This is a genomic window from Brasilonema angustatum (assembly GCF_059505445.1).
Map to the genome: position 1 here is coordinate 20,542 of NZ_JCACKO010000019.1, position 16,552 is coordinate 37,093.

The window sequence follows — 16,552 nt, forward strand, 5'->3', positions numbered from 1 at the left end:
AATTACAGTATAATTTAAAATCTTACGATAGGTAAATTCTGATGATTAGCTCAATTTATCAGCAATTTATGACAGCGTTGAAGAGATTCGGAGTATTCCAATTTGCGAAGAAAAACAAACTACTACCGGTTATACCTATTCCCGTCGCTGGGGCTTTTTTCACTGGCTTATGCCTCAGCGTTTTATTTGCCGCTTGCACAGCCAACAATGCAAGCAATACTACTGCTGTATCTACTAATAATTCAACTCAAGCCAAAGCATCAGTAGTCAGGTTTGGCTATCAAAAATCAGCAATTCTCCTCAAGAGTAAAGGAGTATTAGAAAAGCGTTTTCAACCTCAAGGAGTATCTGTACAGTGGATTGAATTTCCGGCAGGACCTCAACTTTTAGAGGCAATGAATGTAGGCAGTATTGACTTTGGACATACTGGAGAATCACCGCCAGTTTTTGCCCAAGCAGCAGGAGCCTCATTAACCTATATTGCTGGAATTGCACCTAATCCAGCCGGTCAAGCTATTCTTGTTCCCAAAAATTCTCCGATCAAAACAGTAACTGACCTAAAAGGTAAAAAGGTTGCTTTTCAAAAAGGTTCTAGCGCTCATTATCTACTTTTACAAATTTTAGAAAAATTTGGTTTGAAATACAGTGATATTCAACCTGTATCTCTACCACCTGCTGATGCACGTGCTGCATTAGTCAAGGGAAGTTTGGATGCTTGGGTAATTTGGGATCCATTTTATGCTGCGGCACAAAAATCTATAAATGCTCGTGTTTTAATTGATGGCACAGGAATCAACAAACAGGGAGGATATTATCTAGCTAGTCGCAAGTTTGCTACAAATAATCCAGAAACAATTAAAGCAATATTAGAAGAAATTAAAAATCTTGAATCTTGGTCAGATCAACATCGGAATGAAGTTGCAGCAACACTTTCACCTGTCTTAGGAATTGATTTAGAAACCATGAAAATCGCAACACAGCGAAAAATTTTTGGTGTTGTACCAATTGATGAAAATCTCATTGCTTTACAGCAGAAAGTCGCTGATAAATTCTATGAGTTAAAATTGATTCCCAAACAAATTAATGTTAGAGAAGCAATACTGTCACCAGAGCAATATGCTGCTTTTTCACCGAAAGTATAATTTGGTTAGAACAAGATTCCCAACTTCTTAGAAAAGTCGGGAATCAGGGACTGATCTGGATCTTTGATTACTGACAACACATTATGACCAATTTTACCGAATTGCTTAATCATCGTTACGGCGATACGCCGCCCCAAAGGGGCACTGTCAATACAGATATGCCTGGGAATGACTGTATCAGTTCTCTTTTATCTCACCGTTCGATTCGTGCTTACTTGCCTAACACTTTACCACCAGGAACTCTAGAAACGCTAGTCGCAGCGGCGCAGTCAGCGTCTACTTCCTCGAATCTCCAAACATGGAGTGTAGTAGCGGTAGAAGATGCAAACCGCAAGCAAAAGCTATCACTATTAGCTAATAATCAAGCGCATATTCGATCTTGTCCGCTGTATCTGGTGTGGTTGGCAGATTTAGCCAGACTCACCCACATCGCAGAAAGTCGCGGATTACCCCATCAGGGTTTAGATTATCTGGAAATGTTCCTGATGGCGGCGATTGATGCAGCGTTGGCGGCTCAAAATGCGGTGGTAGCGGCGGAGTCTTTTGGTTTGGGAACGGTGTATATTGGTGCGATGCGTAACCATCCAGAAGCTGTTGCGGAGGTTTTGGACTTACCACCCCATGTATTTGCAGTTTTTGGATTATGTGTCGGTTATGCCGACAGCACTGTAGAGACAGCGATTAAACCACGCTTACCTCAGCGGGCTGTTTTGCACAGAGAGACTTATAAATTAACACAACAGGATGAGTCAATTACTTTTTATAACCAGGTGATGAAAGCCTTCTACAACTCCCAGCAAATGAATGTTACTGGTGATTGGACAGAGCATTCTGCTAAACGAGTGGCGTTTGCTGAGTCTTTATCGGGACGCGATCGCTTGCGAGAAGCTTTAAAAAATTTGGGGTTTGAATTGCGTTGATTATTAACATTGATAGTGGGTTTTCCAAAGCTATCAGTATATAACGTGCGTTTATCCAGACAAGCGCGGAATGCCAACATCAATCGTAGTTTGGCATTTTTTTATAAAAAGATACTTGCCTTTTTCGGCTGAGTGTGTGAGACTACTATAAATAAAATACTGTTTCTTTACCTTTAAACCGTATTTTAAAAACCAAACATCAATTAATAGACAATTACTGGGCAGGTATCCCATGTAAGTGTCTTCTGTGAAAAGGTTTTGAGATTATAGACACTTAATCAAAAAAGGAGCGAAAACAATGTCAATTCAAAAGTGTTGTTGTGATCTTGGCTGATGACATTCTTTTTCGGATGGTTAACTCAAGTAACTAGTCTTGATGAACGCATGTAGCGGAGCAAAGCCAGAATTACTACATTGAACAGACCATATAAATGTATTTTAGCTGGTATTTCTTTTCTGATACGAGGTTTCTCTAGCCAATAGAGGCAGTTCTGATACGGGGTCGAAAAAGCGAGGTTTTGCGATGAAATCTGAAAAACGTGGAATGCATTTAAAACTCGAAGGGTTACGAAAATCCTTTGGGAATAAAATAGTTTTGCAAGAAATTGACTTAGATATTCAGCCGGGGGAATTTGTCGCCATCGTCGGTCGGAGTGGATGTGGTAAAAGTACGATGCTGCGCCTAGTTGCTGGACTAGATGCTCCGAGTGGAGGTAGCGTTTTGTTAGATGACAACTTTTCAGGTCATCGTATTAACCCAAGTATCCGAATGATGTTCCAGGATGCGCGATTACTACCTTGGCAGCGGGTACTAGCAAATGTGGAGTTAGGCTTAGTAGGTTCTAACTCAAAGGTGTATGCACGGCAAACGGCTTTGCAAGTCTTGCATGCTGTGGGGCTGGAAGACCGGGCAAATGAATGGCCCGCCGTCCTTTCTGGTGGACAACGCCAACGGGTCGCATTAGCAAGAGCGCTAGCAAGTCAACCTGCTTTGTTGCTGCTTGATGAACCGTTGGGAGCCTTGGATGCACTAACGCGGATTGAAATGCAGCAATTACTTGAGAAACTATGGCAAGAGCAAGGATTTACTGCATTGCTGATTACCCATGATGTGGAAGAAGCCGTTGTGCTAGCAGACCGAGTGGTATTAATAGAAAACGGTCAAATTGGCTTAGATTTGCAGATTAATCTTCCACGTCCACGAGTTAGAGGAGATGTGCTACTTGCTCTGACAGTGGAGAAGATTTTACACCGGGTGATGGGTAAGCAAGAGCGCGAGGCGCAAGCAGGGATCCACCCAAGGGGCGATCGCCTGCATGAGTTGGAACCACAACATTCATCTTTCTTGAATTCACCTACTGCAGAAATTCCAAAACATTTGGAGAAAGTTTTGTGACTATCTCGCCTAGGACTTGCAGTTCTAGGCGAGATATAACTCAAGAAATATTAATTAACAACTACCAACTCACAAAAATCAGAAAAGGATAAAATATACGAATGGTGCAACTATTAGTTAAAGAATCAAAAGATTGGATAGGAATTGCATCCTCTATTTTACAAGAACTCTCCAACACGGGAGTTGAACGTGATCTCAAAGCAGGAATTCCAGATTTAGAAATACAAAGACTGCGTGAAAGTGGTTTACTTCCCCTAGTCGTACCAAAAGTCTATGGTGGTGCTGACGGAACTTGGATAGAAGCTTTAAAAATTGTCAAAGAACTATCTCAAGCTGATGGTTCCATTGGGCAATTGTACGGCAATCATCTAAATTTAACTGCTTTGGGTCATGTTTCTGGAACTCCAGAACAAAAAGAGAGATATTATCGAGAAACTGCCCAGAATAATTTATTTTGGGCAAACGCTATCAACACGCGAGATACGCGCCTGAAAATTAGCCCAGACGGTGAAAATTTCCGCGTTAATGGCGTTAAAAGCTTTGGTACTGGTATTGCTTCCGCCGATTTACGGGTATTTTCAGCCGTGCAAGATGGTGTAGAATTTCCTTTATTATTTGTCATTCCCAAAGATAGATCTGGTGTAGTATCTAATCAGGATTGGGATAATATTGGGCAACGACGAACCGACAGCAACACGTTTACATTTGACAATGTTTTAGTGAAGAAAGATGAAATTTTGGGATATCCTCATCCTCCTGATAGTGCTTTTGGTACATTTCTGGGAATTATCGCTCAACTGACAAAAACCTATGTGTATTTAGGAATAGCTCAAGGAGCATTTATAGCCGCCAAACAATACACTACAACTCTTACTAAGCCTTGGATTACATCAGGCGTAGATAGTGCAACAAAAGATCCTTATATCCTGCATCACTACGGTGAATTGTGGGTAGAATTAGAAGCTGCTATTTTATTAGCTGACCAAGCCGTTGTGAAAGTACAACAAGCTTGGGAAAAAGATATTAAGCTGACTACTGAAGAAAGAGGAGAAGTGGCGATCGCTGTTTTCTCAGCCAAAGCATTTGCCAGCAAAACTGGATTAAATATAACTAACCGAATTTTTGAAGTCATGGGAACTCGGTCAACTGCTACTAAATATGGTTTTGACCGTTACTGGCGGGATTTACGCACTTTCACACTTCATGACCCCATTGATTACAAATTCAAAGATATCGGAAATTGGGTACTTAACCAAGAATTTCCACTTGTTACTCAATACTCCTAAATAACAAGTTTTAGCTTTTAAGTTTTGCCTTAGTTATCCTCTGATATGGCAAATTTATAAGGTGGGTAATCCCCACCTTATTACCTCAATAATAATCAAAAAAAATCACTAATTAATACTTGGCATTTAGGCGATGCCTAAAGGTAAACCAGAAGGAACAGCGGTAACGTCGTCCATGCGATCGCCTCTACTTAGCACTACTTTCTATAAAGCGGTACTAACCTTCCTATTCTTTGTAATTATTGTAATCATCTCAATGGAAAAAGGTGAGGTAATTAATGCATTTGAAAGATAAGTTTGAATTCTGGAAACATCAACGTATTACTCGTCGTTCAGCGTTATTTGCCCTTGGCTATAGTTTAGTGTTATCTAGTACACTGTTCAGTTGCAGTACACCAGAGAATAATACTCAAAAACAGGCCGCCTCATCTACATCTAATACAGTCAATACAGCTAGCAGTAGCACCAATAAAGTAGTAAGAATTGTACGTTCTAAACAACTTACTGCACTGGCAGTTTTAGAAAAGCAAGGCAATCTCGAAAAAAGGTTAGAATTCCTAGGATATAAAGTAGAATGGCCTGAATTTGTTGCTGGACCACAACAATTAGAAGCCTTTAATGCAAACGGGCTTGACATTGCCTTAACCGCTGAATCACCCCCTGTATTTGCCCAAGCAGCTGGGACACCCCTTGTTTACTTGGCTGCTAATTCCACTGATGGTAAATCAATTTCGCTTTTAGTTCCTGTCAACTCTACAGTGAAAAGTGTCAAAGATTTAAAAGGTAAAAAAGTTGCTTTTCAAAAAGCATCTATTGGTCATTACCTTCTACTCAAAGCTTTAGAAAAAGAAGGACTAAAACTCACTGATGTGCAGTCAGTTTACCTAACACCTCCAGATGCAAATGTGGCATTCAGTCAAGGCAAAGTGGATGCCTGGTTTATCTGGGAGCCATTTGTAACCAGAAATGAGCAAAAGAAAATCGGTCGTGTTCTGATAGATGGTAGTAATGGTTTGCGGGATAGTAACAACTTTTTCTCTACAACACGCAAGTTTTATCAGGAAAATCCACAAGTGATTAAAGTATTTTTGGAGGAACTACAGAAAGCACAAGTTTGGTCAAAAAATCACCCAAAAGAAATTGCACAATTACTTGCTCCAATAACTCAATTAGATCCTCCTATATTAGAGAAAATGCATAGTAAGTATGATTTTGCATTGGAACCAATCAATGAGAAAATCATTACAAAGCAACAACAAGTGGCAGACAAATGGTACAGCCAGGGACTGATACCCAAAAAGGTGAATGTCAGAGACGACTTTTTGTTACCTGAAGAATATACCAAAATCACACCTCAAGAAGTCCTAGCTAAACAGTAGCTATCTTTATAAATTTTGAATCTTCGTACATATGACCACAATTCCTATTTATGATCCAACTTTATTTAAAGGCGCAGCTTGGTACTATGCCCGCTATAGACCCCAGTATCCGCCTGTTTTGTTTGATTTGCTGACAGAGAAATTTCAATTGGATGGTCAAGGAAGACTGCTGGACTTAGGGTGTGGTGCAGGGTTGATTGCGATTCCTCTGCGCGATCGCTTTCAAGAAGTCATAGGTTTAGATCCCGATCCAGATATGCTTCAACAAGCACAACAACAAGCAGCAGCAGCGGGAGCAACAAATATTAGTTGGGTACAAGAACGAGCAGAAAACATTTCTCCTGCTGCTGGTAAATTTAAATTAGTGACTATTGGTAGGGCTTTTCACTGGATGCAGCGAGAATTGGTACTAGAACGCATATACAATCTACTTTCTGATGATGGTGGTGTTGCTATTATCAAAACTTACGAAGACCCTTGGAATAGTGAGCATCCGTGGAAAAAAACAGCAATTTCAGTTGTCAAACGTTGGTTAGGTGAACAGCGTCGCACAGGTCAGAATGGTAACGGTGTATGGCAACCTTTAGCAGTTTCTCATGAAGAAATTTTGGCTAAATCAGCCTTCCCACGTCAAGCAAATTTTGAAGTCAAATATAAAAAATATTGGACAATTGATACCTACATTGGCTATCTCTATTCTACAGCTTTTTGTCTTCCTTCTTTTATTGGAGAAAACCGCCATAAATTTGAGGCTGATTTAAAAGAATCTCTTCTACAGGTTGAACCTTCAGGAACATTTACAGAAGAGTTACCTATTAGTGTTATTGCTAGTTGGAAAAGTTAGTTTCTCAAAACAATTTTTAGTAGGTTAGTAAAACTTAAGTCACAAAATTAACATTATCCTATGAAAATTATCTCTTCTACTCAGAATAAATTACCATCAAATCAGACAATAAAAAAACATAAATTTAAATCAAAAATTTTAAAAAATCGCCAAGTTCAGTCTTTGATTCCTTGGTTAGTACCTATACTCATAATTGTGTTTTGGCAGTTATTTTCTTCTATAGGCTTAATTCCAACCCGGATTTTACCTTCGCCTTTAAGTGTTGTCGGTGCTGCTATTAATTTAACAAAGACAGGCGAACTATTTAGAAATATCAGCATTAGTGCCACAAGAGCAATTTCGGGATTTTTACTTGGTGGAAGTATTGGGTTTCTCTTGGGTTTACTCAATGGAATCTCTCCCACTGCGGAAAAGTTATTAGATACTTCTATTCAAATGCTACGTAATATTCCTAATTTAGCATTAATTCCTTTGGTCATTTTGTGGTTTGGTATTGGTGATGAAGCTAGATTATTTCTTGTCTCTTTGGGTGTTATGTTTCCCATTTATTTAAATACTTTTCATGGAATTCGTAGTGTCGATCCAGGATTAATTGAGATGGGAAAAGTCTATGGCTTAAGTACCTGGGGTTTATTCTGGCGAATTATTCTTCCTGGGGCATTGTCCTCTATTTTGGTGGGTGTCCGTTTTTCTTTAGGTATCATGTGGTTGACACTCATTGTTGCTGAGACAATAGCCGCTGATTCTGGTATTGGTTACATGGCAATGAACGCCAGAGAATTTATGCAAACAGATGTTGTTGTATTGAGCATTTTGCTATATGCCTTGTTCGGTAAATTAGCAGATGTTATCGCTAGAGCCTTGGAAAATTACTGGTTGCAATGGAATCCTAATTATTCTAGATCTTAGATAACGTGATAAACAAGCTCCGCGACTTCGAGCGAAAAGTCGCGGAGCTTTGTTTTTCAAATTTGATAGTCCAATGCAACTCAAACTTTGCCACCATGTTGATTTGCAGGTACAGCTTCTGACATTTTTTTAGGATAGGGCAGGTTCAAGTTATCCATTAACACCATGAACTGGCTGCGGCTGTGTCCAGCAAATCGGGGATTCCAGCGCTTTTCTTCACCAATCGTAGACACTGTTTGTCCCTGGTAGTCGTGACCAGGATATACCAAGGTATCATCTGGTAAGGTGAATAGCTTCTGGGTAACAGCGTCATACAGCAATCCAGCATCACCGCTTTGGAAGTCGGTACGACCGCAGCCCCGGATAAATAGCGCATCTCCGGTTAACAAGTGAGTATTATTAACCAGGTAAGCCATATGAGTGTCGGTGTGTCCAGGAGTCGCGATCGCCTGAATTTGTACATTGCCTATATGTAGCATCTTTCCATCGGCAATATAGCTGTCTGCACAAGTCGTCTGGGCATTCTCAGGCATGATACTTAGACAACCTGTTAGACCCTTAAGTTGTCTTGTCCCAGTGATGTGATCAGCATGGATGTGAGTTTCCAGACAGTAGCGCAGGGTTAGCCCCAATTCTCGTAATATTTGAATGTCACGTTCAAATTGCTCTGATACAGGATCTACCAGAATAGCTTCTTTGGTTTGTGGATCGGCAATCAAGTATGTGTAGGTACTCGACTCTTTATCAAACAGTTGACGAAATAGCATGGCTGGTTTTGGAGCAAACCAATTTTCAATAACAGCATAAGGTATAGGACTCAGAGATTTCAGTAAATCTTGTGCCAAATTCGCGGCTTGAACACGAATTTCCGGCACAGCAGTAGTTTCCCAAAGATTGCCCTTGCGCGGTGTCCCTAGTGTATACAGTAGTTCAGAAGCTTTCCCATCTGCATCCAGCAGCGCACCATTGACAGCAGTGTCAATTCCTATTGATAGAACATTAGGACGAATCAGGCGTTGTTCTTGAAGGCTGGCGAGTAATGGATGCTGTAAAGAGCGATAATTACAGTTTGAGCCTGTGCAGTTAATAATTCGGTTAACCTCTAAAACAATCTTTGCCTGTGTTTCTCGTTCCCTAATAGTCACAGTTAATTTATTATCAAACTGCTGACAAGTTTGAATCCGTCCTGCATAGTAGCTTAGTTGACCAGATTCCTCCGCAGCATCCAGCACATCAGCAATTTCCGGGGCAATTAGGTGGCGGTGAACTTCCCAATAAGCCTTAATGTGGCGTAGAAATCTTTTTTGTTCTTTTAAGGGGAGTATTTGCCAAATTTCTTGAGTAACCGGACGAAGTGCATCGATAACTGCCCGCCAGTCAAGTCCATGATCATCCGCTGTTCGCACTTGCTGACGTACTAAATGCAGGAGTTCTCGTGCAGTTTTTGGTGCAGTCTCTAAATCAATAAATGTGGGATAAGGAATTGTTGATTTGTGACTACACGGCTTCAATCCATGACGAGAAACTGCATGGATTTTTCCTTGAAATCCTTTGGCGTGCAAGGCAACAACAGCATCTACCATCGTCAGCCCGCTTCCAATCAACAGAATAGAATCTTCTGGGTTTAAGTCGGCGATCGCCTGACTCGACCAAGCATCTCTAATATTGTCATTGTGGTTTTCCACACACGCAACTGGTTTTGGTAGAGATGCGGGGAAATTACCCAACGCCAGCACAGCCTTTTGAACGTACAAAGACTCACCGCTACTCAGTTTGACGATGACATTATCGCTTTTGTTTTCAATGGCGATTGCTTCATCGACAATTCGCTCTAACATTACATAAGCTGGGGCGTTTGCCTCTGCTTCGGTCAAAGTCGCCTGCACATAATCCCCATAAACCTTACGTGGAACGAAGGTGGACGCCTTCACCTCTTCATGTCCGTTTCTATACAACCAGTTCAAAAAGTGATTTGGTTCATCAGGAAATGCGCTCATTTTACCTGCTGGAACGTTAAGCAAATGACATTCAACTGGGGTACCGTAAGCAACTCCTCTGCCCACTTCTTGATTGCGTTCAATTAACTTAATGAACAGTGGCATGGTTGCTTTTCGCATAATATTTGCTGCCACCAGAGAACCACTTAAGCCGCCACCAATGATAGCAATCGCAGAAGGAGAAATAGTTAAATTCATCATACAGTTATTCATAGGATGTAAGACTTACTTATTGATATAAGTTATGTTGCTGAGTTCAACAATTTCTGATTTATCGAAACTCAGTCAAGCTTAGAGATATATGCTTATTTTTCTTTAATCAGTGTCAGCAAAATCAACTTCTATAGTTTGGGAATAGGAACATCAAACAAGCTAGTCAAATATATGAACTATGCTGTTTGCTGTATATCTACAATTTTATAACAGATAAATACTTTTGTGTATTTGTTTGGCACAACACATCTGAAATTATTTTAATCTCCACTTCTACAGGGGAAAAACAGGGAATTAAATTTGAGTTTCTGATCTCGCAATTTTCGACAATATCAGACAAAAAACAACTGAGACTAGATAAGCCTTTTGGGCTTTTACATAGCTTAAATTCGACAAATTCGATGTAAATATTGTGGTTTTCAAAAAATCCTTGAGCTACTCCTCCAGAATAGAAAAATTACCTATTGCATTGTCAAAAAATTCTGACATATAGCAAGCAATTTCATATTTAAAAATAAAAAATACTTTTGATAAACGTAGACCCAAGAATATTGCATGAACAGATAGAAATACGATATGCAGAAAAATAAAGTGTATTATGTGAGACGCTCATTCAAAGACCCGCGTGTCGCTTTGCAACGAGCGCGTCTTTAGGTGATCGCACCCTCATGACAAGATAAAAAGCCGACTTTTCTAAAAATAGGCTCTTGACTTCCACATAATACATGAGACACTAATAATTAGATAACCTAAATATACCACTGAGGAAGTGCATTCTACTCGTGACGAAACTGACGCGAAAAACCGATCGCTTGGAAATGCCTGCCAGCTTTCCAAAATCGGTCATATTGGAAACTCAGGAACTCACGCGCTGCTTTAACAAGTTCACCGCTGTTGATACCCTGAATATCTCTGTCACATCTGGAGAAGTATTTGGCTTGCTAGGTCCGAATGGGGCAGGCAAAAGTACAGTCATTAAGATGTTGACAACGCTGCTACCGCCAAGTGCTGGACGGGCAACTATAGCTGGCTATGATGTAACTCATCAGCAAGGTGCTGTCAGAAGAGTCATCGGCTATGTACCCCAAGCTCTTTCTGCTGATGGCAGTCTTACAGGCTATGAAAATCTTTTAATCTTTGCCAAACTGTACGATATTCCCTCTAAACAACGCAGAGAGCGCATTCATGACGTGTTGGCGTTTATGGGTTTGGAACAAGCAAGCGATCGCCTGGTGAGAAATTACTCTGGTGGCATGATTCGCAAGCTAGAAATTGCCCAATCCATCTTGCATCGACCGCAGATTATGTTTCTTGATGAGCCAACAGTCGGACTCGATCCAGTTGCTCGCAGCCAGGTATGGAATCTCATGGAAGAACTTCGTGCAGATTACGGCACAACCATATTTTTAACAACCCATTTTTTAGAAGAAGCTGATAGTTTGTGTAACCGCGTAGCAATTATGAATCGGGGTAAAGTGATTGCTACTGGGACACCCAACGATTTAAAAACTGCCTTAGGAAAACCAAACACCACCTTGGATGATGTCTTTATTCACTATACAGGGGACGAATTAACGTCAGGAGTTAGTTATCGTGACACAGCAAAAACCAGACGTAATGCTCGACGGTTGGGTTGAACCACGACTCAATCGGCGAGAAAGTTTTATTTATGCGATCGCACAATTAGTTAGCAAAACTCTTGTCTTAGCTGAACTAGAAGTCCGCAAACTCCGCCACGATCCAAGCGATTTGCTCATCCGAGGTGTACAGCCTGCATTATGGCTGTTAGTCTTTGGGCAAGTTTTCACCCGAACTCGCGCTATTCCTACAGGGAACTTATCTTATTTAGACTTTATGGCTCCCGGTATTCTCGCTCAAAGCGTTCTGTTTGTGGCAATTTTCACTGGTGGTATGACACTGATTTGGGAGCGAGATTTAGGAATTGTCCAGAAATTGCTCGCTAGTCCCGTACCCCGTGTGGCGATGGTGTTGGGTAAAGCCGTCGGTTGTGGAGTACGGTGCTTGCCACAAATAGTCATTATTTACGGATTGGTGCTATTGTTAGGTGTCAAGGTTAATCTCAATTTCTTAGCTTTACTCCAAGTACTGGTAATTGTGCTTTTAGGGGCAGCTTGTTTTTGTGTTTTTTCACTGATCATTGGTTGTCTGGTAAAAAGCCGAGAAAGGTTTACAGGAATTGGACAACTAATAACTATGCCGTTGTTTTTTGCCAGTAATGCCATCTATCCCATCTCCCTGATGCCAAAATGGTTGCAGATAATTTCCCACATCAATCCCTTGACTTATCAAGTTGATGCTTTACGGGGTACAATGCTAATAAATGGCTCCAGTCTCTATGGATTTGGTCTGGATTGTGCAATTCTCTTGCTAACATTAATAAGCTTGACTATCATCTGTGGACGACTTTATCCACGGGTAGCGATGTAATCAGGAGAAAAAACAGTCCTATGAAGCTCGGTAAACCCTCTGAAGAATGTGCCGTTAAGGTAATGGATACGATTCCATTGGTGATGCGGTTTATCCGAGCGGATATGCGTGAGAACAGTGTCGCGTCTCTATCTATACCGCAGTTACGGGCGATGCTATTTATCAAACGCAATCCTGGAACCTCTGTTTCGGAAGTTGCAGAACATTTAGGTGTCACTTGTGCTACCGTATCCACAACGACAGAACGGTTAGTACAACGTAATTTTATCGAACGCACCGACCATCCCCAAGAGCGGCGGCGGGTGGTTCTCAATCTCACGGATGAGGGCAAGCACCATCTTGAGCAAACCCTCGCCCAAACTCGCGCTCATATTGCAGACTTGCTAGAAGGTCTGACAGAAGAGGAAATTGCACATATTGAAGAAGGGTTGACTCTACTAAAACATGTCTTCGACCGATCCGAAGTTAAAAAAGCTCCTTAAAGCTGAGGCTGTAAAACATGATCCCTTTGCAGCCTTGAGGTTTCGAGACTATCGATTATTTATGATTGGGCGCGTACTTTTGTTTACGGGTTCACAAATGCAGACTGTGGCAATTGGCTGGGAACTCTACGAGCGTACTGGTTCAGCGCTGGCGTTAGGTGGAGTTGGGCTGGCGCAAGTCCTGCCCATGATAGCCTTAACTTTGATTGCTGGACACGTAGCAGATCGCCGCAATCGCAAACACACTACTCTACTCTCAATCATGCTGCTAGTCGTTTGCTCGCTGGCTTTGGCAGTTGTTTCCTATAGTAAAGGCGCAATAGTTTTAGTTTATACTTGCTTGTTCTTTACAGGTGTCGCTAGGGCGTTCTTGAAGCCTGCCAGCGATGCGTTAATGTGGCATTTAATACCTACGACTGCTTTTACTAATGCTGCCACTTGGAATAGTACTAGCTTTCAGCTCGCAACAGTCATTGGACCAAGTTTGGGAGGATTTGGGATTGCAGCTTTGGGAAGTGCCACAGGGGTATATGTGTTGGCGGCGATCGCATCAATTTTATGTTTTGCATTCACAGCCACGATTAAAGAACAAAAGACCACCTTTGCCAAGGAACCAATTTCGTTAAAAGCACTAGCTGCTGGTGCTGAGTTTGTCTGGCAGAATCAGGTAATCTTAGCAGCAATTACTCTAGATATGTTTGCCGTCTTGTTGGGAGGTGCAGTTGCACTACTACCCATCTTTGCCAAGGATATCTTGCATGTCGGTCCAGTGGAGTTGGGGTATCTACAGGCAGCACATTCGATTGGCGCACTAATTATGGCGGTACTTCTAGCGCATCTGCCACCTTTACGCAAAGCAGGACCAGCTTTACTGTGGTCTGTGGTGGGCTTTGGTGTGGTCACGATAATTTTTGGGTTGTCTCGTTTGTTTTGGCTGTCACTGCTGATGTTGGCATTGAGTGGCGCACTAGACAGTATTAGCGTTGTCATTCGCCATACTTTAGTTCAAATTCGGACACCTGACTATTTACGCGGTCGAGTGGCTGCCATCAACAGCGTCTTTATCAGTGCCTCTAATGAGTTGGGAGGATTTGAATCAGGTTTGACTGCTGCTTTGTTTGGTCCAGTCATGTCTGTGGTAGGTGGTGGAATTGGGACGATTGTCGTAGTAATGGCGGTGGCTGCGATTTGGCCAGGGATTCGGAAGTTGGGGGCGTTGCATGAGTATGAGTAGTTAGTTTAAGAGTTTTATTATGTTTTTACAGCAATTTTTGGGATTGATTAAAAATATGTAGAATAATGAGATCAATTTCAGTCAACCTTTAATTGAGGTTTAAAACATGGATGTAATTCATGTTCATGAAGCGCAACAACATCTTGATGCTGTTATTAACAAGAGCGTAGAATCTCATACGCCAGTAATGATCGCTGGTGATGAAAATCAAGCTGTACTTGTTGCTCTTGATGATTGGAACGCCATTCAGGAAACATTACATTTACTTCAAATACCTGGTATGCGGGAGGATATCCTTGAAGGAATGCGTACCCCTATTGAAGAATGTGCAACAAAAGAGGAACTTGATTGGTAATGTGGGAGTTACGCTTTACCAAACGAGCGCAGAAAGATGCAAAAAAGTTAGCCGCAGCAGGACTCAAGCCTAAAGCAGAAGAGTTGCTTGCAATACTGGAGCAAAATCCCTATGAAAATCCTCCTTCATACGAAAAATTAAAAGGAGATTTACAAGGTGCATATTCAAGGGAGGATTAATATCCAGCATGGGCTTGTATATGAAGTAATTGAATAAGAAAGGGTAGTGAAAATCTTAACTATGTGGACTCACTATGAGTAAATGATTAGAGTTAATGTCCAATGATGATAATATTGACTTTAAGGTTTGACTTAGTTCAAGGTCACCTAAAATTTGAATAAACTATTAATTGCCCTCGCATCTAAGTTTAATAATTATATTTATAAGTTCTTCTATCGTCATGATTTTACCGTAATAGTTATCAGAAATATCAATATCAAATTCTCCCTCGATAAATATTATCAGTTCTGCTCCATCTAAAACATCCATTCCTAATGAATTATCAGGAGCATCATATCTTTCCGAATATTCACGGGTAGAGAAACTACCCCAAAAGCCTGAACTGATAGGTTTTAAACTAGTATAGTCTCCTAAAAATACTGTCGATTCAAGCGTGATATTGTCTAAAGGAACATCGCACAAGCCTGAAAGATACTGCTGTAAATCTATAAACATATTTTCATGTTGTAAAATTTTCTTATTAGGAAGTATAAGCTCTGATTTATTATTTTTAGTTTTTTCTAGCTCATTTACACTTTCTAAACTCTCTGTTTTATTTAGATTTATCAAACATTCTGAGTACTGCAAATAATCAGTCTGTTTTAAAGCGAATTCAGTAAGCTCTTGACTAACTTTAATTTTTAATTCATCCCCATAAATCACCAATTTTCTTTGTAAATAAGTTAATTTACCATACTTCAGTTCTGCGGCTTTTTTAAGGTTATAGTCTTTCTCAGCTTGTGCAATCTCAGCATTAATGGTATCAATGGTATATTGCAATTCTGCCAAAGGATTAAATTCTTTTTCGTATTTTCCTGCGATAACAAGTGCTGCTTTAATTTCAAATTGCTCACACTTGGCAATATCAATTATGCGATTAATTTTATTTGCATCCTTCAGTACAGAAAAACTGACTTTATCTTCGACTTTTTTTGCTGTTTCTTCAATCCAATTTAGAATATTCCAGGCATGGATGTATTGTTGAACGTATTTTAAACTTAAAGCACTTCCAATAGCTTTCATCAGTGAATCATAGAATTTCTGCCCAAGCTTTGCTATGATTTTCTCTGAAGTTACGCTGGGGTGACGTAAATATAGCTGGATAACAGCATAATAAGCGGCTACACGTGCAGATGCACGAACATGAATCTCGAAACTCTTCACTGAAAAATTAACCCCAGGGGTACTTTCTTGTAAAGTATTTGTACAGACATAGATCAATGTTTCTATATCTGCACCTAATTTACTAATAAATCCACTATGATAAAGTTCGGTTGCTTGCTGTAATGTTGGGACATACTCCTCTTGAGCCAAACGCTTGCCTAAGTCACAACCAAATTCGTAAGCTGATTTATCGTCAAGATACTCCAAATTTTCGGTGTCTAAAAATAATGGGCGAATAGCGTTGAGTAAATCAATAAGTTCGTCAAGCTTTTTTGTTATTTCCATAAATCAACTCTCCAATACAATTACTACGTGAGTACAAGTAGTTTAGCTTATGTTTAACAGTATATTCACGTAAAATAAGTATATTGTAGCAACTAGTTGGATTAATGTAAGCCAGACTTTAGGCTGGATAGAGTAAAGCAAAACCCAACACCCAAAAGTTTTAATTAACATCGCATCTCATCGCTGGAAATTCCCCTTTAGTACTTCGGACGAAAAGAGCGATCACACTCCGACAAATATTCCAAACTACTCTACCTTAATGTATGTCATAATTACTGC

General features: G+C 40.5%; 15 protein-coding genes. 13 read left to right on the top strand and 2 right to left on the bottom strand.

Annotation, left to right across the window (positions count from 1 at the left end; translation table 11 throughout):
* Nucleotides 1–41 precede the first annotated feature (41 nt).
* From AC5JM2_RS04780 to ssuC, 7 genes are all read left to right on the top strand, one after another.
* Nucleotides 42–1,142: a sulfonate ABC transporter substrate-binding protein gene (locus tag AC5JM2_RS04780; RefSeq protein ID WP_495833771.1), complete on the top strand. Its 1,101-nt coding sequence runs from the start codon at nucleotides 42–44 to the stop codon at nucleotides 1,140–1,142.
* Between the two features lie 83 nt (nucleotides 1,143–1,225).
* Nucleotides 1,226–2,062, top strand: coding sequence for an NADPH-dependent oxidoreductase (locus AC5JM2_RS04785; protein WP_495833772.1), 837 nt, complete (start codon nucleotides 1,226–1,228; stop codon nucleotides 2,060–2,062).
* A 523-nt stretch (nucleotides 2,063–2,585) separates the two neighbouring features.
* The gene (locus AC5JM2_RS04790; protein WP_495833773.1) at nucleotides 2,586–3,458 is read left to right on the top strand and encodes an ATP-binding cassette domain-containing protein; all 873 of its coding nucleotides are present in this window, start codon (nucleotides 2,586–2,588) and stop codon (nucleotides 3,456–3,458) included.
* Between the two features lie 101 nt (nucleotides 3,459–3,559).
* Nucleotides 3,560–4,744 carry an acyl-CoA dehydrogenase family protein gene (locus AC5JM2_RS04795; RefSeq protein WP_495833774.1) on the top strand — a complete coding sequence of 395 codons (1,185 nt, stop codon included), beginning with the start codon at nucleotides 3,560–3,562 and terminating at the stop codon, nucleotides 4,742–4,744.
* Nucleotides 4,745–5,022: 278 nt separating this feature from the next.
* Complete coding sequence (locus AC5JM2_RS04800; RefSeq protein ID WP_495833775.1) at nucleotides 5,023–6,123, top strand: aliphatic sulfonate ABC transporter substrate-binding protein; 1,101 nt, start codon at nucleotides 5,023–5,025, stop codon at nucleotides 6,121–6,123.
* 31 nt (nucleotides 6,124–6,154) lie between these two features.
* On the top strand, nucleotides 6,155–6,967 hold the full coding sequence (locus AC5JM2_RS04805) for a class I SAM-dependent methyltransferase (RefSeq protein WP_495833776.1): 813 nt from the start codon (nucleotides 6,155–6,157) through the stop codon (nucleotides 6,965–6,967).
* A 60-nt stretch (nucleotides 6,968–7,027) separates the two neighbouring features.
* Nucleotides 7,028–7,876 carry an aliphatic sulfonate ABC transporter permease SsuC gene (gene ssuC / locus AC5JM2_RS04810; protein ID WP_495833777.1) on the top strand — a complete coding sequence of 283 codons (849 nt, stop codon included), beginning with the start codon at nucleotides 7,028–7,030 and terminating at the stop codon, nucleotides 7,874–7,876.
* Nucleotides 7,877–7,956: 80 nt separating this feature from the next.
* Here ssuC and AC5JM2_RS04815 read toward each other — a convergent pair whose 3' ends face one another.
* Nucleotides 7,957–10,074 carry an FAD/NAD(P)-binding protein gene (locus AC5JM2_RS04815; RefSeq protein WP_495833778.1) on the bottom strand — a complete coding sequence of 706 codons (2,118 nt, stop codon included), beginning with the start codon at nucleotides 10,072–10,074 and terminating at the stop codon, nucleotides 7,957–7,959.
* Nucleotides 10,075–10,868: 794 nt separating this feature from the next.
* On the opposite strand from AC5JM2_RS04815, the gene AC5JM2_RS04820 reads away from it, so the two are divergent.
* The 6 genes from AC5JM2_RS04820 (at nucleotide 10,869) to AC5JM2_RS04845 (ending at nucleotide 14,784) form a co-directional block, all read left to right on the top strand.
* On the top strand, nucleotides 10,869–11,723 hold the full coding sequence (locus AC5JM2_RS04820) for an ATP-binding cassette domain-containing protein (RefSeq protein ID WP_495833779.1): 855 nt from the start codon (nucleotides 10,869–10,871) through the stop codon (nucleotides 11,721–11,723).
* Nucleotides 11,680–12,534, top strand: a complete 855-nt coding sequence (locus AC5JM2_RS04825; protein ID WP_495833780.1) for an ABC transporter permease — start codon at nucleotides 11,680–11,682, stop codon at nucleotides 12,532–12,534. The genes AC5JM2_RS04820 and AC5JM2_RS04825 overlap by 44 nt, the downstream gene beginning before the upstream one ends.
* Before the next feature lie 20 nt (nucleotides 12,535–12,554).
* The gene (locus AC5JM2_RS04830) at nucleotides 12,555–13,016 is read left to right on the top strand and encodes a MarR family winged helix-turn-helix transcriptional regulator (RefSeq protein ID WP_495833781.1); all 462 of its coding nucleotides are present in this window, start codon (nucleotides 12,555–12,557) and stop codon (nucleotides 13,014–13,016) included.
* The gene (locus tag AC5JM2_RS04835; protein WP_495833782.1) at nucleotides 12,979–14,250 is read left to right on the top strand and encodes an MFS transporter; all 1,272 of its coding nucleotides are present in this window, start codon (nucleotides 12,979–12,981) and stop codon (nucleotides 14,248–14,250) included. The genes AC5JM2_RS04830 and AC5JM2_RS04835 overlap by 38 nt, the downstream gene beginning before the upstream one ends.
* A gap of 106 nt (nucleotides 14,251–14,356) precedes the next feature.
* On the top strand, nucleotides 14,357–14,605 hold the full coding sequence (locus AC5JM2_RS04840; RefSeq protein ID WP_495833783.1) for a type II toxin-antitoxin system Phd/YefM family antitoxin: 249 nt from the start codon (nucleotides 14,357–14,359) through the stop codon (nucleotides 14,603–14,605).
* On the top strand, nucleotides 14,605–14,784 hold the full coding sequence (locus AC5JM2_RS04845) for a Txe/YoeB family addiction module toxin (protein ID WP_495833784.1): 180 nt from the start codon (nucleotides 14,605–14,607) through the stop codon (nucleotides 14,782–14,784). The genes AC5JM2_RS04840 and AC5JM2_RS04845 overlap by 1 nt, the downstream gene beginning before the upstream one ends.
* Before the next feature lie 166 nt (nucleotides 14,785–14,950).
* Here the strand turns inward: AC5JM2_RS04845 and AC5JM2_RS04850 are convergent, their stop codons facing one another.
* On the bottom strand, nucleotides 14,951–16,273 hold the full coding sequence (locus AC5JM2_RS04850; RefSeq protein WP_495833785.1) for a hypothetical protein: 1,323 nt from the start codon (nucleotides 16,271–16,273) through the stop codon (nucleotides 14,951–14,953).
* Between the last annotated feature and the right edge of the window lie 279 nt (nucleotides 16,274–16,552).